Annotated in this window: 16 protein-coding genes and 1 tRNA gene; 6 read left to right on the forward strand and 11 right to left on the reverse strand. The window is 57.2% G+C overall.

All coding sequences use genetic code 11. The annotated features are described in order from the left end of the window. The first annotated feature begins 130 nt into the window (after positions 1 to 130). From ACQUWM_RS08100 to eat, 3 genes are read left to right on the forward strand one after another with little or no spacing between them, the layout of a single operon-like run. The gene (locus ACQUWM_RS08100) at positions 131 to 1,543 is read left to right on the forward strand and encodes an ethanolamine ammonia-lyase subunit EutB (protein WP_428921785.1); all 1,413 of its coding nucleotides are present in this window, start codon (positions 131 to 133) and stop codon (positions 1,541 to 1,543) included. Further along, on the forward strand, positions 1,536 to 2,366 hold the full coding sequence (eutC, locus tag ACQUWM_RS08105; RefSeq protein ID WP_428921786.1) for an ethanolamine ammonia-lyase subunit EutC: 831 nt from the start codon (positions 1,536 to 1,538) through the stop codon (positions 2,364 to 2,366). Before ACQUWM_RS08100 ends, eutC begins: the two co-directional genes overlap by 8 nt. A gap of 22 nt (positions 2,367 to 2,388) precedes the next feature. Next, positions 2,389 to 3,831 carry an ethanolamine permease gene (eat, locus tag ACQUWM_RS08110; protein WP_428921787.1) on the forward strand — a complete coding sequence of 481 codons (1,443 nt, stop codon included), beginning with the start codon at positions 2,389 to 2,391 and terminating at the stop codon, positions 3,829 to 3,831. A gap of 66 nt (positions 3,832 to 3,897) precedes the next feature. Here the strand turns inward: eat and ACQUWM_RS08115 are convergent, their stop codons facing one another. The 3 genes from ACQUWM_RS08115 to ACQUWM_RS08125 all read right to left on the reverse strand — a co-directional run bounded on the left by ACQUWM_RS08115 (position 3,898) and on the right by ACQUWM_RS08125 (position 5,737). After that, complete coding sequence (locus ACQUWM_RS08115) at positions 3,898 to 4,572, reverse strand: spermidine synthase (RefSeq protein WP_407002376.1); 675 nt, start codon at positions 4,570 to 4,572, stop codon at positions 3,898 to 3,900. A gap of 146 nt (positions 4,573 to 4,718) precedes the next feature. Beyond that, entirely contained in the window at positions 4,719 to 5,036 is a 318-nt protein-coding gene (locus tag ACQUWM_RS08120) for a c-type cytochrome (protein ID WP_428921788.1), read from the reverse strand. A gap of 50 nt (positions 5,037 to 5,086) precedes the next feature. Then, the gene (locus ACQUWM_RS08125; RefSeq protein WP_428921818.1) at positions 5,087 to 5,737 is read right to left on the reverse strand and encodes a hydrolase; all 651 of its coding nucleotides are present in this window, start codon (positions 5,735 to 5,737) and stop codon (positions 5,087 to 5,089) included. Between the two features lie 253 nt (positions 5,738 to 5,990). On the opposite strand from ACQUWM_RS08125, the gene ACQUWM_RS08130 reads away from it, so the two are divergent. Continuing rightward, positions 5,991 to 6,878 carry a LysR family transcriptional regulator gene (locus tag ACQUWM_RS08130; RefSeq protein WP_428921789.1) on the forward strand — a complete coding sequence of 296 codons (888 nt, stop codon included), beginning with the start codon at positions 5,991 to 5,993 and terminating at the stop codon, positions 6,876 to 6,878. A gap of 27 nt (positions 6,879 to 6,905) precedes the next feature. Here the strand turns inward: ACQUWM_RS08130 and ACQUWM_RS08135 are convergent, their stop codons facing one another. The 6 genes from ACQUWM_RS08135 to ACQUWM_RS08160 all read right to left on the reverse strand — a co-directional run bounded on the left by ACQUWM_RS08135 (position 6,906) and on the right by ACQUWM_RS08160 (position 10,838). Beyond that, entirely contained in the window at positions 6,906 to 7,598 is a 693-nt protein-coding gene (locus ACQUWM_RS08135; RefSeq protein WP_428921790.1) for a pirin family protein, read from the reverse strand. A gap of 33 nt (positions 7,599 to 7,631) precedes the next feature. Continuing rightward, on the reverse strand, positions 7,632 to 8,669 hold the full coding sequence (locus ACQUWM_RS08140; RefSeq protein WP_428921791.1) for a lipid A deacylase LpxR family protein: 1,038 nt from the start codon (positions 8,667 to 8,669) through the stop codon (positions 7,632 to 7,634). 19 nt (positions 8,670 to 8,688) lie between these two features. Then, positions 8,689 to 9,273, reverse strand: a complete 585-nt coding sequence (locus ACQUWM_RS08145; RefSeq protein WP_428921792.1) for an antibiotic biosynthesis monooxygenase — start codon at positions 9,271 to 9,273, stop codon at positions 8,689 to 8,691. A 42-nt stretch (positions 9,274 to 9,315) separates the two neighbouring features. After that, a complete protein-coding gene (locus ACQUWM_RS08150; RefSeq protein WP_428921793.1) occupies positions 9,316 to 9,789 on the reverse strand; it encodes an AtaL-like protein in 474 nt (157 codons plus the stop codon). Positions 9,790 to 10,053: 264 nt separating this feature from the next. Next, a tRNA-Arg gene (locus tag ACQUWM_RS08155) sits at positions 10,054 to 10,130 on the reverse strand. Positions 10,131 to 10,190: 60 nt separating this feature from the next. Then, on the reverse strand, positions 10,191 to 10,838 hold the full coding sequence (locus ACQUWM_RS08160; RefSeq protein ID WP_428921794.1) for an MBL fold metallo-hydrolase: 648 nt from the start codon (positions 10,836 to 10,838) through the stop codon (positions 10,191 to 10,193). Between the two features lie 96 nt (positions 10,839 to 10,934). On the opposite strand from ACQUWM_RS08160, the gene ACQUWM_RS08165 reads away from it, so the two are divergent. Beyond that, positions 10,935 to 11,678 (forward strand): TIGR04283 family arsenosugar biosynthesis glycosyltransferase, encoded by a 744-nt coding sequence (locus ACQUWM_RS08165; protein WP_428921795.1) that lies wholly within the window; start codon positions 10,935 to 10,937, stop codon positions 11,676 to 11,678. Further along, positions 11,662 to 12,300, forward strand: coding sequence for a TIGR04282 family arsenosugar biosynthesis glycosyltransferase (locus ACQUWM_RS08170; RefSeq protein ID WP_428921796.1), 639 nt, complete (start codon positions 11,662 to 11,664; stop codon positions 12,298 to 12,300). Before ACQUWM_RS08165 ends, ACQUWM_RS08170 begins: the two co-directional genes overlap by 17 nt. Before the next feature lie 12 nt (positions 12,301 to 12,312). On the opposite strand, the gene ACQUWM_RS08175 is transcribed toward ACQUWM_RS08170, so the two are convergent. Both ACQUWM_RS08175 and ACQUWM_RS08180 read right to left on the reverse strand, forming a co-directional pair. After that, positions 12,313 to 15,165, reverse strand: coding sequence for an insulinase family protein (locus ACQUWM_RS08175; RefSeq protein WP_428921797.1), 2,853 nt, complete (start codon positions 15,163 to 15,165; stop codon positions 12,313 to 12,315). A 20-nt stretch (positions 15,166 to 15,185) separates the two neighbouring features. Next, positions 15,186 to 15,485, reverse strand: coding sequence for a hypothetical protein (locus ACQUWM_RS08180; RefSeq protein ID WP_406987752.1), 300 nt, complete (start codon positions 15,483 to 15,485; stop codon positions 15,186 to 15,188). Between the last annotated feature and the right edge of the window lie 205 nt (positions 15,486 to 15,690).

A 15,690-nucleotide genomic window follows, 5' to 3' on the forward strand; every position in this document is an offset into this window, starting at 1 on the left:
CCCATCGAGGTTTGCCATTTTTCGATAACTCAGTTGTGACAGGAGGATTACAGTGGAATGGACAGCAATATCCGTTCCCCCGGATTGAGTGATTGTTCCGGGGGAACACTGTTAAGGGGCGAAAAAGCACATGGGTTACAAGTACACGTACACATTGGGCACGCGGACCTGGCATTTCAGGAATCTGGCTGACCTGATGGCCAAGGCCACGCCGGCACGCTCCGGTGACCGGCTCGCCGGGGTTATTGCAGAGTCGGCTGAGGAGCGCGTTGTTGCCCAGATGCGCCTGGCCGAGTTGCCGTTGCTGGCGTTTCTTTCCGAGGCGCTGGTGCCCTATGAACAGGATGAGGTGACGCGCCTGATACTGGACTCTCACGATTCAGCTGCGTTTGCTCCGGTTGCCCATCTCACCGTTGGGGATTTTCGCAACTGGTTGCTGAGCGACCAGGCCACGCCAGAAGCGCTGGAACGGCTCCGCAGCGGCCTGACGCCGGAAATGGTGGCGGCCGTCAGCAAGCTGATGCGGAACCAGGATCTCATCCTGGTGGCCAAGAAATGCCAGGTGACAACGGCGTTCCGCAACACCATCGGCCTGCCTGGCCATCTCTCAACCCGCCTCCAGCCGAACCACCCGACCGACAACGTGTCGGGCATTGCCGCAAGCCTGCTGGACGGCCTGCTCTATGGCAACGGCGATGCGGTGATCGGCATCAACCCGGCCACGGACAACGTCAGCCAGGCCATCAAGCTGATGGGCCTGATGGATGATGTTATCCAGAAATACGACATTCCCACCCAGTCCTGTGTGCTCACTCACGTTACCAACACCCTGGAGGCCATTGAGCAGGGCGCACCCGTGGACCTGGTGTTCCAGTCCATCGGCGGCACGGAGGCCACCAACAGCAGCTTCGGGTTCAATCTGGCGACGTTGCAGGAGGCCCAGGATGCGGCCCTGTCCCTGAAGCGGGGCACGGTCGGCAACAACGTGATGTATTTCGAGACGGGGCAGGGCAGCTCGCTATCCGCCAACGCCCACCACGGTCTTGACCAGCAGACCTGTGAAGCCAGGGCCTACGCCGTGGCGCGGCGTTTCGATCCGTTACTGGTCAACACCGTCGTCGGGTTTATCGGGCCGGAGTACCTGTTTGACGGCAAGGAAATCACCCGGGCGGGACTGGAGGACCACTTCTGCGGCAAGTTGCTGGGCGTGCCCATGGGGTGCGACATCTGTTACACCAACCACGCCGAAGCCGACCAGAACGATATGGACAACCTGCTGACCTTGCTGGGGGTCGCCGGTTGCACGTTCATCATGGGCATTCCCGGCTCCGACGACATCATGCTGAATTACCAGACCACCTCCTTCCATGACGCTCTTTACGCCCGCCGTGTCCTGGACCTGAAGCCGGCCCCCGAATTCGAGGATTGGCTGGTTCGAATGCAGATCTTCGAAAGTGCCTCCCGCTATGAACCGAGCAGGCAGTTACCAGACCTGTTCAAGACGCCATTGAAGGGGCTCACCCGGGAGGCCGGTCATGAGTGAGCACAAGCCGATTGTGACCGGCAATGTCTGGCGGGTGTTGCGCCAGTTCACTGACGCCAGGATTGGTCTCGGCAGAGCCGGTGTCAGCCTGCCTACCCACGAACTCCTCAAGTTCCAGCTGGCCCACGCCCAGGCGAGGGATGCCGTCCACTTTCCCCTGGATGTGGAGCGTCTGGTGGACGATCTGGCCGAATCATCAACGGCATTACCTGAGAAGTCTCCGCTGCGGCTCAAAAGCCAGGCGGAAGATCGACTGACCTATCTACAGCGCCCGGATCTCGGGCGGTGCCTGTCCCAGGAATCTGTGGAGTGCCTCGCTGGGCATCGAGCCAGCGATCCGGGTGAGTCAGACATCGCCATCGTGATTGTCGATGGCCTGTCGTCATCCGCCATCCAGAATAACGCAGTGCCCATGGTCACGCAGTTTCTCAGGGATCTTGAGGACAACTCAGGGGATTGGCGACTGGCGCCCCTGACCATTGTTGAGCAGGGGCGGGTGGCCATCGGTGACCAGATTGGTGAATGCCTGGGAGCCAGCGTGGTGGTTGTCCTGATCGGCGAGCGCCCCGGTCTCAGCTCTCCCGACAGCCTGGGGATTTACCTCACCTGGGGCCCCGAGAGTGGGTTAAGCGACGCGCGCCGCAATTGCATCTCCAACGTGCGGCCTGCGGGTTTGAGTTTTGAACATGCCAGCCAACGCCTCCTCTATCTGATGCGTGAAGCAAGACGGCTCGGGATTTCCGGAGTCGGTCTCAAGGATCGGACAGAAGAGGTGGTGATCGAGAAAACCGCGAATAACAAAAACTTCCTCACGGATAACTGATGAACTTACCTGGAGAACGCAGATGACAACGAGCAACGTAGACAAGGATTATCTGGCCAAGCGCCAGTTAAAGAAAGGCACGGCCGGCTGGGTACTGCTGGCGGGGCTGGGTGTTTCTTACGTCATTTCCGGCGACTTTGCCGGCTGGAACTTTGGTATCGGTGAAGCCGGCTGGGGTGGCTTTGCCATTGCCGCGGCGCTGATGGCCGTGATGTATTTCGCACTGGTGCTGTCGCTGGCGGAGATGTCGGCCTCGATTCCGGTAGCCGGGGGCGGCTATAGCTTTGCCCGGCACGCCATGGGGCCGGCAGGTGGATACCTGACCGGGCTGGCGGTTTTGATTGAATACGCCCTGGCGCCCGCGGCCATCGTCATCTTCATCGGCGCCGCGGTAGAGGAACTGCTGGGCATCAACGGGCCCTGGGTCTATGCCCTGTTCTATGCGGTGTTCGTCGGTATTCACCTTGCCGGCGTGGGTGAGGCGCTCAAGGTGATGATGGTGATCAGCGGGCTGGCCGTGGTGGCTATCATCGCCACTGCAGTGGCCCTTGTTGGCGATTTTGATACCGCCAACCTCTTCAATATCGCGCCCACGGATGCCGCCGGCGCCAGCGAGTTCCTGCCGTTCGGCTGGTACGGGGTCTGGGCAGCGCTTCCGTTTGGTATGTGGCTGTTTCTGGCCGTTGAAGGTGTTCCCCTGGCAGCGGAAGAATCCAAGGACCCGGCGCGGGATATGCCCAGGGGCATCATCGGTGCGATGATTTTTCTGCTTTTCACCGCCACGCTGGTGGTGTTCCTGCTGGCTGGGGCGGCCGGTGCTGATCTGATTGGTGCAAGTGGGGTTCCCCTGGTGGATGCCCTCAAAGCCACCGGCAGCGGGAATCTTGCTACCTTTATCAACATGCTGGGTCTGATGGGGCTGATTGCCTCCTTCTTCTCCATCATTTATGGCTACAGCCGGCTGGTGTTTGCACTCTCCCGCGCAGGCTACTTGCCCAAGGTCCTGTCACTGACCAGCGAGCGCAAGGCGCCAAAGTGGGCGTTGATCGTGCCCGGTGTGTTCGGCTTCCTGGTGTCGCTGACCGGGGAAGGGGATCTGATCCTGGGCATGGCCGTGGTCGGCGCGACCATCTCCTACGCCCTGATGGCCGGCAGCCACATCCTGCTGCGCCTGAATCGGCCGGACCTGCCGCGCCCCTACAAAACCCCCGGTGGCATCTTCACCTCGTCATTGGCACTGGTGCTGTCGCTGGTCGCCATGACGGGTGTCTACGCTTTTGATCCGCGTGCCTTCAACTACACGCTGGTGTTGTTTGTGGTCGGCGCTGTTTATTACTTTGCCTATGGCAAGAACAAGCTTGTCGCCAAGACAGCGGATGAAGAGCTGGCTCTGATTCTGGATGCGGAATCGGATCTGGAGGAAGACAGTGCAGGGGAGGTGCCACCCAAGGCTGCCGAGGCCTGAACGCCATGAGCCCCGGGGTGCTGCCTGTAGTGGCGGGCGCCCCGGGCCCATGAATGACAGAGACCTTTACCAGGCCAGCCAGATCACGTGGCGTGCACCTTTGCCGGGACGCAAGGCTCGCACCGTAACCGGTTCCACGGCAAACCCGGCACGGCGGAGCCTTTCGGTAAAGGCGTGCTCGGGGCCCGCGGACCAATAGGCCAGGATGCCGTCCGGACGCAAGGATTTCTGGGCGGCGGCAATGCCCGCAGGGGAGTAGATCCAATTGTTTTCCTTACGGGTCAGTCCTTCCGGGCCGTTGTCCACATCCAGCAGGATGGCATCCCAGTCGCCATCGCCATCCCTGAGCAACTCCGCCACATCGCCAACGTGAACGCTGGCCCTCGGGTCATTCAACGGGAACCCGGCTGCAGCCCCCAGCGGCCCCCGGTTCCAGGTTTCCACTTCGGGCACCAGTTCGGCCACCGTTACCCGGGCATCGTCATTCAGCGATGACAGCGCCGCTGCCAATGTAAATCCCATGCCCAGCCCGCCAATCAACACGCGGGGCTCTGGTTGCCCGTTGATACGCTCACAGGCAAGCGTGGCCAGGGCATCCTCGGAGCCGTGTATCCGGCTGTTCATCAGTTCACCGGTGGTACCGGCAATCTTGATGGAGAATTCATCATTGCGTTGCAGCAGGCGTAGCTGAGTTCCCTTGCCGGGAATGGTTGCGGTGCCGATTTCGTTGAAGCGAGCCATTTGGGGTTCCGTTTGGCGTGTTTGGATCGACATCTTAACCTACGGACAACGGCATATGTTCTGTTTGGCGCTTCAACGGGGCTATTTGTTCGGGATTAGTCAACGTTTCCCTATAACTGCAATGATTTTATTTCTAAGCAGGTTGCCTACAGTGAGGAATAGTAAGCTGCCAGCGCCCGGATCTCTTGGTCTGAAAGCCCCCTGGCATTTTGCCGCATGATGTCGGCAAGGTCCCCGCGTCGATTTCCGTCACGGTACGCTTTAAGGGCTGACTCCAAGTAGGCCTGGTTCTGGCCGGCTAACCGGGGGTGCGAGTCAATATCGGTCCGCCCGTCGATTCCATGACAGCCAACGCAGTATTGAGCAAGTTCTCGTCCCTGTTCAATTAAGGTTGTATCCTCAGCACGGCAAAGGGCTGCGACTAAAAAACACAAAGGGAGGGCGCAAAGCTGAAACCTGGTCATAACGGCTACCTCTTTAAAGCGGGACCCATGGGTCCCGCCTGATGATTGATTTATTGGCCTTCACTTGCGCCAAACATATCCTCTGCGTAGATAAGGCCAAGGCCGTAACCACCGCCGTGTTCTTTGGCAATATCGGTAACTGCCTTATAGGTACCGGTTCTGGCCCAGTCTCGCTGGAGTTCCAGCATGTACTGCAGCCAGGTGATTGGTTGTGCGCCGGCCTGAACCATGCGTTGAACCGCCATGTCGTGGGCTTCTTTACTGACGCCGCCGGAGGCATCGGTCACGAAATAGACTTCGTAGCCTTCGTCAATGGCGGAAAGTGCCGGGCCGACACCACAGACTTCAGTCCACAGTGCTGCAATAACTACCTTTTTGCGATCATAATCTTCAATGAGGTCAGTGACGCGCTTGTCTTCCCAAGTATTCATAGTGGTTCGGTCTATGGGCTTTTGGTCAGGGAAAACTGCCTGAACTTCAGGGAATATCGGGCCAGCGAATGTTTTTTCTGCAACGGTTGTTAAAATGGTGGGAACTTCAAAGACCTTGGCCGCTTTGGCTAGTCCCGCTACGTTGTTTCGTAATTCAACAATGTCGTGCGAATGGGTTGCGAATGCCATCTGTGGTTGATGATCAATCAGGATCAGGGAGTGGTTGTCAGGTGTTAACATACCCTTGCCAGGTTCCCCGGCAGCCACCATGCCAGAAGCAAGCATTGTGAACAATGTTGCACACACCAGCGCTATGCAGTTGTTTATTTTCATGGGATGTTTTCCTTTTAGTGCGACTTTTTTATTTCGAATTCCTGCATTTGAGCAGGCTCTTATAAAAGATAGAACGTGCATGAATGTAATAAAAATTCGAAAAATTGACCGAAGCTTTCGATTTACTAGGATAAAAAAGGGCTAACCCCGCCCCTACACATCAATATCAATAAAAAGGTAACGCTACATAATGTCCAAAACGACACTTGAGCAATGGCGGATGTTTAAAGCCGTTGTGGATTGCGGGGGGTTTGCGCTAGCGGCAAAGAAAACTCACAAGAGTCAGTCAGCCGTCCATCATGCGGTTGGCAAGCTGGAAGAAAGTCTTAACCTGAAGCTGTTCAAACTGGATGGGCGAAAAGTGGTACTCACGGAGGAGGGGAGCCTATTGCTCAAAAGGAGCGCCTCACTGTTGACAGAGGTTGATCGTATTGAGTCAGTAGCCGACTCGCTAAGCTCTGGCATAGAAACGTCACTAGCGGTTGCCATTGATGGGGCCATCTATCAGGATCGCATGTTTGCAGCCCTTGATCACGTCTCCAGGGTGTACCCACAACTGCAGATCGACATCTATGACGCCGTCCTGTCTGGTGCAAACGAACTTTTAAACTCAGGCAGAGTCGATATCGCTATATCCCCGTTCCCTTTTTACAATGGGCTGCATGAGGAGATATGTCAGGTCGAATTTATGGCCGTTGCACATGAAAAACATGCTCTGATTCGGCTGGAGAGGCCATTGGAATTTGAGGATCTGAAGACTTGTCGCCAGATCATAGTGAGGGACTCTGCTCTCTATAAGAATGTCAGCTCAGGGTGGTTAGGCTCGGAAGAATGTTGGACTGTCAGTAACATGCGTACGTCCGTGGCGTTAGTAAGTTCCGGACTGGGGTTTGCCTGGCTGCCATCGCATGCGATTAAAGATGACCTTGAAAGCGGACACCTTCGGTGCCTGCCTTTGAAAGAGGGGGCACGAAGGACCATAAGCTTCTATCTCAACTATCTATGTAAAGATCGAATGGGGCCAGCTGCCCGGGCGTTCATTAGTGAGCTAAGTTCGAGTCTGAGCAGAGCGGGGTAGACACCCCGCAGGTCATGGGGATCGGTGTTAAAAGGAACGCAATTCGAACAAGAGTGCTTCGGCTTGCTGGTCTGCACTGAACGTCAAGCTTTCTTCTTCGACAATATAAGCCCCGTCGCCCGCAGTGAGAGCCGTACCGTTCAAGGACAGCTCACCTCTTGCTATCTGAACGTAGTAGATACGCTTGGGTGCCGGCTTAAACGGGAGGGCTTCGCTGTTAATCAGAATCTTGTACACCCGGGTATCCTGACGGATTGGCAGGGACCCTTCCTCGCCGTCGGGAGATATCAGCAGTGTGATTCCCGCGCTGTCAGAAAAATCCTTTTGGCCGTATCGAGGTTCTGCGTCCCGCTGGTTGGGAATAATCCATATCTGTAGAAAATTCAGGGGCTCGGTTGATGAGGCGTTGTACTCACTGTGTCGCACACCCGAGCCTGCGCTCATAATCTGTACCTCGCCGGCGCTCACTCTCGAATGCGTATTCATGGTATCCCGGTGTTCGACGGTTCCCTCAAGAACATAGGTGATGATCTCCATGTCTTGATGAGGGTGAGTGCCAAATCCAGCACCAGGATCGACCCAGTCATCGTTAATGACTCGAAGGTCGGAAAACCCCATGAACGCGGGATCATAGTATTCTGCGAATGAAAAGGAGTGCCGGGAGTCCAGCCAACCGTGTTTGGCATGTCCCCGGTCGTTACCCGCTCTGACTTTAATCATTGTTTGCCCCCTGTTTCACTGGGATATTGCTGGTTAATAGGTATACGTGATCCCTATGCGCCCGTAGGTTTGTACTTTTCTATCAGTAGGGTTTTCCCAAGGCACCGTCGTTTTGGTGATGGCAAAACTCCCGCTCCAATTGCCTGAGCGAGCATTGATTCCCGTGTACAGGCGGGCAATACCGGGGTCGTAATCAACAGACATGCTGTCCTTGAAGGTGTTGCCGTCCCAGAATATTGCATTCGCTATGTAAGAGCCGTTGAGCAAAGTGAACAGCCAAACCCCGGATTGTGTTCCGTAGGAGGTATAGGGGCGAGAACCGATGGTTTCCTCCCCAAAGAATTGAGGGGGAATGCCATAGTCGTCGGGTACGCCCCAACCGAAACGAGCACCTATGCCAGCGGTAGCCATTGATATCAGGTTGCCGAGACTGCCGCCAAGTTGACCGATAACGTCACCGCCCCAGCCTTGATTGCTGCCAAAACTCCACAAACGTCGACGATGTTCATAGGCAACGTTTAACAGGATTTCGTCGTGAATCTGGTGATCCCAACCATTGACTTGATCTACGCCAATCAGGCGATGGAATTCATTCTGCACTTCTTCGCCACGTGCACTCGGACCAGCAAAACCATAGTAAAACGTAAAAGCGTCCATGTTTTTTGCGTCCTGGGCGCCAGCCGTGAGGGAGGCAAACAGCATCCCACTGTATGGCACATCATTTTCAACCGCTTCGGTGGTTTCTGTATCGTTAGGGGTGAAAATTCGATGGGAGAGGCTGTGGCTAATGAATCTTTGGCGGCCTTGTTTGTTGATCAACGGTAGAGATCCCAAACCCGTCGCAACAAAACCAGGAACGGGACCCTCTTCATACTTTTCCAGATAGCCTGATACCCATCCTATCTGCAGGCCGTTGGTGTAGTGGTCATCCGTTTGGGCGAAGCTGTCGTTGTCGACTGACAAAAACCAGGTGCCATTCGGCGAGTCTGCTGAAGCTTCCCAAGACCATAAGATCAGGAGAGCTTTTGCCAGTTGACGACCTGGCCAGAAAATCCGGTTACGAATACGCATAGTCTCAACACTGTCAGATTTAGCGAAATAACCAGCCCGCAACGAGGCGAACCACTCGAGGCATGATCAAGTACACCACAAGAGCAACAATGGTGGCGGCGACTATCCCATGCCGAACGCCCCAGACTGCAAGCTCTGGAATTCTTTCAAACACAGGCTGATACACCACTGGCACGATCATGGTAAGGGGCCATATCACCGAAGTTGTGATGAGCCATTGTTTCCATCGTGTGGGTTGCTTGGCTTTCGAAGCTGGTGGGGTAAACCAAAAGTCGATGCCGCTTTTGATTTCAACCTGCTCGTCGGAAGCCAGTGCGGAGGCGATGTCGGATATCAGTTCCTTGCGGATATCCGAGCTCAGCCAGGCCTCGGCTTCCTCATTGGTTGAAAAGCGCACTGCGATCTCAAAGGTGTCATTGCCTTCTGGAGGCCGGACTACATGAACGCCCTGATGACCGGGAAATTCAGCTGCGGCAGAGATAATCTGTCTGAGCCAGGTTTCGTAGCGGTCCCTGAGGTGTGGGCGGACGGTGTGTCGGATAATGATCGATCTACCGGAATTGTAATGCACGCTGGGTGTGGCGTTTTCCGCTTCATTGCTCATAGCTTCATTCCGCAATCGCTTTAGTGGAGTATAGCCGGCGAATTACTGGGGGGGTGTGCCGTTTTCTTTCGCACGATTTCGAATAATTTGAATCGTGTCGATGTCCGCCGCAACGTAAGCCTGCTGGACAAACAGGTCATAGGGCAGCTCCTCACCTAAATTATCAACATAGCGAGCGCAGTAACTGAAGCGTACGAACAGCGATTCCGGTTCCGGCTCTTCGATCGTCATGGTCAGGTTGCCGCCCGGTACGTTGGCCGTTGGAAGGATCTCGTAATGCACGGACTCTTCTTCTTGAAACGTAACCAGGTCTTCGACCATTAATCCTGGCAATTCAAGGCTGCGCTTGAGCCGCTTATCGTCCTGCCAGTCCAGTTCATACTCGCCCAGTCCAATGACGTAATGTTCGGGAGCGGTTGCCCGGGAGACGAGCCCGTCCCACAACTGTTTTCTGGTCAGATTGGCGATTGATTGGTCGGTGAGGTCATTAACCTGGATTACGTGTTCAAATTGCACGTTGGGTTCCTCTTGCGACAGGTGAATAAGCCTGCTGGTTTCGAATAGCGACCCCAATAACCAGCAGGGCTGCGATGCCTTCAATTGAAAAAAAACAGGGCAGCAAAAAGGAGTGTGGCGGACGTCACCAAAGAATCATTTTCCGCCTTTACAATGAAAGTACGCCACTGGGGTAAATCTAATTGATAATTGTGAGCGAGGATAGGCGGAACTTTTGAACTGTATGTTCCATATATAGAACGCGATGTGGGGCGGGGAAAATGATGGTACCCCCGGCAGGACTCGAACCTGCTACCTATCCCTTAGGAGGGGATCGCTCTATCCAGATGAGCTACGGGGGCATCGTCAGAAGGCGGGTATGATAGCGGGCCCGTTGATGTGTCTCAAGGGCCCGCGGGCATTTATCCCCGATGATCGGATACGAACGGGTTACTGGCCTTTTCGTGGCCGAAGGTGGACATGGGGCCGTGGCCCGGTACGAAGGCGATGTCGTCCCCCAGGGGGAACAGCTTTTCGCGGATGGATCGCACCAGGGTGTTGTAGTCGCCTTTCGGGAAGTCGGTGCGGCCAATGGAGCCCTGGAACAGTACATCGCCCACCAGGGCCAGTTTTGATTCACCGTGATAAAACACTACGTGGCCCGGTGTGTGGCCGGGGCAGTGCAGAACTTCCAGTGTTTGGTTACCAACGGTGACCTGCTCGCCATCTTCCAACCAGCGGTCCGGGGTGAATATTTCCGGCGCCGGAAAGCCAAACATCTGTGCCTGCATGGGCAGGCCCTGAATCCAGAAATCGTCTTCCCGGTGAGGCCCTTCAATGGGAATGCCCAGCGACCGTGACAGTTCAGCGGTGCCGCCGGCATGATCGATATGGGCGTGGGTCAGCAGTATCTTTTCGACCTTCACGCCTTCTTCCTCGACCGCTGCGCGGATCCTGTCCAAATCGCCGCCCGGATCGACAACGGCTGCTACCCCGGAATCCTCGCACCAGATCAGGGAACAGTTCTGTTGGAACGGGGTCACAGGAATGATTCTGTATTTCAGTGGCATAGTGATACTCATCTGACGGCTGTACTGGTTTAGAATGGCTATGGTAAAGGTAATCGAGTCTCGGCTCGAATTTTCAAGGTAAGGAGAGTGTTGCGGATGAGCGAGCAGTCATCGCGTGAGGATGACGAACCGGGAGAACCACTAAGGCTAAGCGTGATTGTTCCGGTCTGGCAGGAAGCCGCAACCATTACGGCTACCCTGCAGCAGTTGGCGCCGATTCGTGAGGCTGGCCATCAGGTGATTGTGGTGGATGGTGGTAGCGACGACGGTACTCAGAAGCTCGCCGAGCCCCTGTGTGACCGGGTGCTGTCGTCCGGGCGTGGCCGTGCGTGTCAGATGAACGCCGGGGCAGAGGTGGCCACCGGTGATGTCCTGCTGTTTTTACATGCAGACACGCGCCTGCCCGAGTCCGCACTGGCGGCGCTGGAGCGGTTCCACGCCAGTCGCAATGCCTGGGGGCGGTTCAATGTCCGGTTGAGCGGCCAGCGCCTTCTGTTCCGTGTCATTGAATGGTTCATGAATCAGCGGTCCTGGTTGACGGGCATCGCCACCGGTGATCAGGCGTTGTTTGTGCAGCGCCCGGTGTTTGAAGTGCTCAGGGGCTTCAGGGAGATGCCGTTAATGGAGGACGTGGAGCTGTGTTCCCGGCTGAGGCTGGTGTCCCGCCCGTTCTGTGTCACCGATCCGGTGGTCACTGATAGCCGACGCTGGGAACAGGGTGGGGCCTGGCGTACTATCTTCCTGATGTGGCGGTTGCGCTGGCGCTATTGGCGCGGCGAATCGCCGGAATCCCTGGCAAATGCCTATCGTTCGGATGTTCGTAATGCCCAAGAGCCCTGAGTCGTCAGTATTGGTTATGCAGTTCTCCAAGTGGCCGGAAGAGGGCAGGGTGAAAACCCGGCTGATGCCGGCGCTGGGTGCCAGTGGCGCGTTGGCGGCTCATGTCAGGCTGAGCCTGGAAGTACTGGACAATCTCATCGCTAGCGGGTTCCCGGTTCAGTTCTGGTGGGATCGCCCGCTGGATCAGGCACCCGCCGCAGCGGCCCCGGTGTTGTCCAAGCTGGATGCGGCGCAGATCACCACGGGTATTCAACAGGGCGACAATCTGGGACAACGAATGGAAGCCGCGTTGGCCCGAGTGCTGGAGGATCATGACAAGGCCCTGGTGGTTGGCAGTGATTGCCCCTCGGTGGATCCGGATTACGTGCGGCAGGCGGTGACGGAGCTGGATACCAGCGATGTGGTGCTGGGGCCGTCCAATGACGGTGGGTACGTGATGATTGGCGCTCGCCGGGTGGTCGCCGGGATGCTCGATGGCGTGAACTGGGGCACCGGGAGTGTGCTGGACCAGACCTGCACCGGAATGGCCGGACTGGGTCTGTCGGTGGGGCTGTTGCCGCCCCGTTGGGACGTGGATGAGCCCGAAGACTGGCAGCGGTTCCTCGACCAGTCTCCAGGCTGAGCGGACCCGGGATCAGGCGTCCGGGACAGGCGCCTGTTCCAGGATGCGTTGGACGAGGGTGCTGGCGTTCGTCAGCGAGGCGCCGGTGACCACTCTGAGGGCATGTTCACGGTCAAGAACAGCCTTGCGGTAGGTCTTTATCAGTTGGTCCCGGTCAACCGCTTTTACTGCTTTGACCAGCTGTTCCCGCGAATCGAAATTTGTAGCTTCCCGGTCAATCTCCCGCCAGAAACGCTCTGACACCGCGCCAAGAGTACGATCCTGTTCCATCAGTTGGCTGATCACCGCCTGCTTCTCCCGCTCGAGATCACTGTCGCTGAGGGAACTCAGACGTTCCTCGAATGTGTCGGAAAACTCACGAACGGCCTGGTCGATTTCCTCGCCTGAAGCTTCCGGGGACTGAACCACGAAACCCAGTGCCGGTGTTTCCAGCATCTCAAAGGGCGTGGCGTAGACTATGTAGCCCAGTTGCCGGGTGGTGCGAATCTCTTCATAGAAGGGGCTGCTGATGATCTGGCCCAGCAGCCGGAAGGCAGCGCGTTCGCTGAAGCCGGTATTGTCTCCCTGCATGTAGAGGGTATAGCCGGTATCCGGGTGGTCCACTGACAGCGGCACGACGGACTCGCCCTCGGGGAGCTGCCGTACGGTGCTGCGGGGCACCTCGGTGATCGCGGCACCATTCAGCACCACTGCCCGGACTTGCTGGGCAAGGTTCAGGGCAGCCGCCTGACTCAGGTTGCCGTGGGCCAGCATCACCGGATCGGTTTGAGCGAACAGTTCGCTGGCGAAGTTCCGGAGCTCGTCCAACGTTACTTCCCGAGCTGCCCGGAGGCGTTCGTCGGTGCCCCACGCGCCTTCGATCAGCAGGGTCTGCACTTTTTCAGACGTCTGCTGGACTGGTCGTTCCTTGGCCTTGTTTTGCAGGTTGTCGATCACATTCTGACGGGCAATATCAAAGCGTTGCTGTGTCAGGTGCGGGTCTGCCACCTGGGTCAGGATCCGTGTCATCAGGGTGTGCAGTTTGTCGCTGTAGCCCCCCACCCGGATGGTCACGCCGCGCAGGTGAGAGTAAACGCTGTAGTCCAGCCCCGCCAGCTGCGCCGGGTAGGCCCAGGCGTTGAGGTTGGTGTTGACGGCATCCACCAACAGTTGCGTGAGTACCTTGCCGCGGGCGGAGGCTTGCGCCAGCGGGGTGCGGATGCTGACGTAGACATTGGCTTTCGGCGTGCCGAATTGGGTATCCCGGGCGTACCACACAGAGAGGCCGCCCTGGTCAGCCAGTTTCACCGGCTTGTCCATATCCGCGCCAGAGACCATGTTCAGGTTTTCGGGGACAAACGGGTTGGGCTCGGGCAGGCGAAGCTGGCTGGCCAGCGCCTTGTCGGGTGTGGCTGCGATCACCGACGGATCGACGGGTTTGAGTTCCCAGGCGGCCTGGTACCACTGGGTCAGGCTGGGTGTCTCGATCTCGGGTTCCGGTTCCACTACGGTGATGAGTACATTATCCGGCGTCAGGCGCTGCAGAATGTCGCGGTATTTTTCCGGTGTGTAGGCTTCCATCATCCAGGGCGCCCGGAGGACATCGGTCGCGTCATAATGACGCAGGTGGCTGGAAAGACGCATGACCTCGCTGACTGGCTCGCCCCGCTCACGGAAACGGAAATCGATTTCCGCCAGGTTCTTCATCTCCTCAAAGCGTTCCTCCGAGATACCTTCCTCACGGACGTCCTCGATATAGGCGAACACCAGGCGGAGGATCCGGTCCTTGTTCTCCAGCCCTTTGGGCGTAAGGGCCATGGAAAGTACCAGGCTGGATTCCGTCCCGGTATCCATACCGCTACCCGCCGACAGGCTGTCCACCAGGCCGGCCTGTTTCAGGACATCAAACAGGCTGCCGGGGCCCTCGTGCCCCAGCAGGTTGGCGATGGAGCTGGCAGGCTTGCTGCGGTAATTCTCCCGCTGGGAAGGGATGGGAAACGTCAGCGACAGGCTGCGCAGGTCCTTCAGGGCATCCACGGTTACCTCGGCCGGCAGGCGGTCTGGCTCCAGCAGCGGCACGTCGTGAACTTTCGGTTCCAGGTTCCTGTTTTCGATGGCCTCGAAACGGCCCCTGACCATTCGCTCCAGTTCATCGAGGGATTGAGGGCCATACACCGACAGGCTCATCAGGTTCGATGAGTAGTGGTTCTTCCAGAATTCGATCAGGTCCGGCCGCAGTGGGCGCTCATCGGTGTTTTCGAGGGTGCTGAGATTGCCGACTGCGAACTGGCTGAAGGCGTGCGCCGGATTGCTGATGGCTTTCCTGACGGAATAGATCCGGCGGCCATCGTCTTTTTGCTTCGAGGTGAACTCCGAATGCACGGCTTGCCGTTCCCGGTCGACCAGATCGGGGGTGAACAGGGGCGCGGAAAACTGCTGGGCGAAGCGATCCAGTGCGTCATCCAGGTGGTCGGCCTGGATATCGAAGAAGTAGTTGGTGTCCTGGAACGAGGTGAATGCGTTGTGGCTGCCACCGTGGCTCTTGATGAACTGCTGGTACTCGCCGGGATCGGGGTATTTCTCGGTGCCCAGGAATAGCATGTGTTCGAGGAAATGGGACAGGCCTTCCCGCTCCTCCGGGTCATCGCCACTGCCTACCGCAACGTTCATGGAGGCAGCCGCCTTATCGGAACCCGGAGAGGATGCCAGCAATACCTGCATGCCGTTATCCAGTTCAAGGTAGCGGTAGCTGTTCCGGTCATTGGGGCTTTTCACCGGCTCGATGGCGGCCTGGGTGAGGGCGCTTGCGGCCAGGAACAGAAGCAGGGTCAACAACTGGGACAGACAGCGCCAATGGCGGGCTATAAGGTTCAGACCTGAAGGCATGGTGTCGCTCGCTCCGGAAATCAGTGGATTATTGCGTTCTTTGTGCTCTCTGGTTGCTGGTCAAGAGTTTTACGGGCGAGAGAGGCTGCTGTATCAGCATCCAGTTGCCCGGATGCGATGCGCTCAAGCACGGTGCCCATCACTGCGACGGACTGCCGGTAATCAGCAAATTCCGCCTGGAAGGCGTCGTCAATCGCCTGGTAAACCGCCTGGACCTTCTCCTCGCGGGAGCCGGCATCCGCCGTGGTGTCGTTAATGGCTTTCAGGCAGGCCCGGGCGATGGCGATATAGCGTTCGGCGTTGGCGTCGTCTTTCTTCATATACGGGTATCCGGTGTGGAGTGAGTGGTTCGCGTGTTGCGGATGTATGGGCGGATTATGTCATTGCTATAGGGTGGTTTCATTTCTTTCTGGTAATCCGGCAGTTTTTCGGTCAGCTCCAAAACCTTGTGCTAGGCTCAAATTCAGTGTGTCGATTTCAGCGGTGCTTTCTGCGTGCCCGCTTGTCCCGGCGAAAAAATGTAGA

The organism is Marinobacter sp. DUT-3 (genome assembly GCF_050379435.1).
Classification (GTDB): Bacteria; Pseudomonadota; Gammaproteobacteria; order Pseudomonadales; family Oleiphilaceae; genus Marinobacter.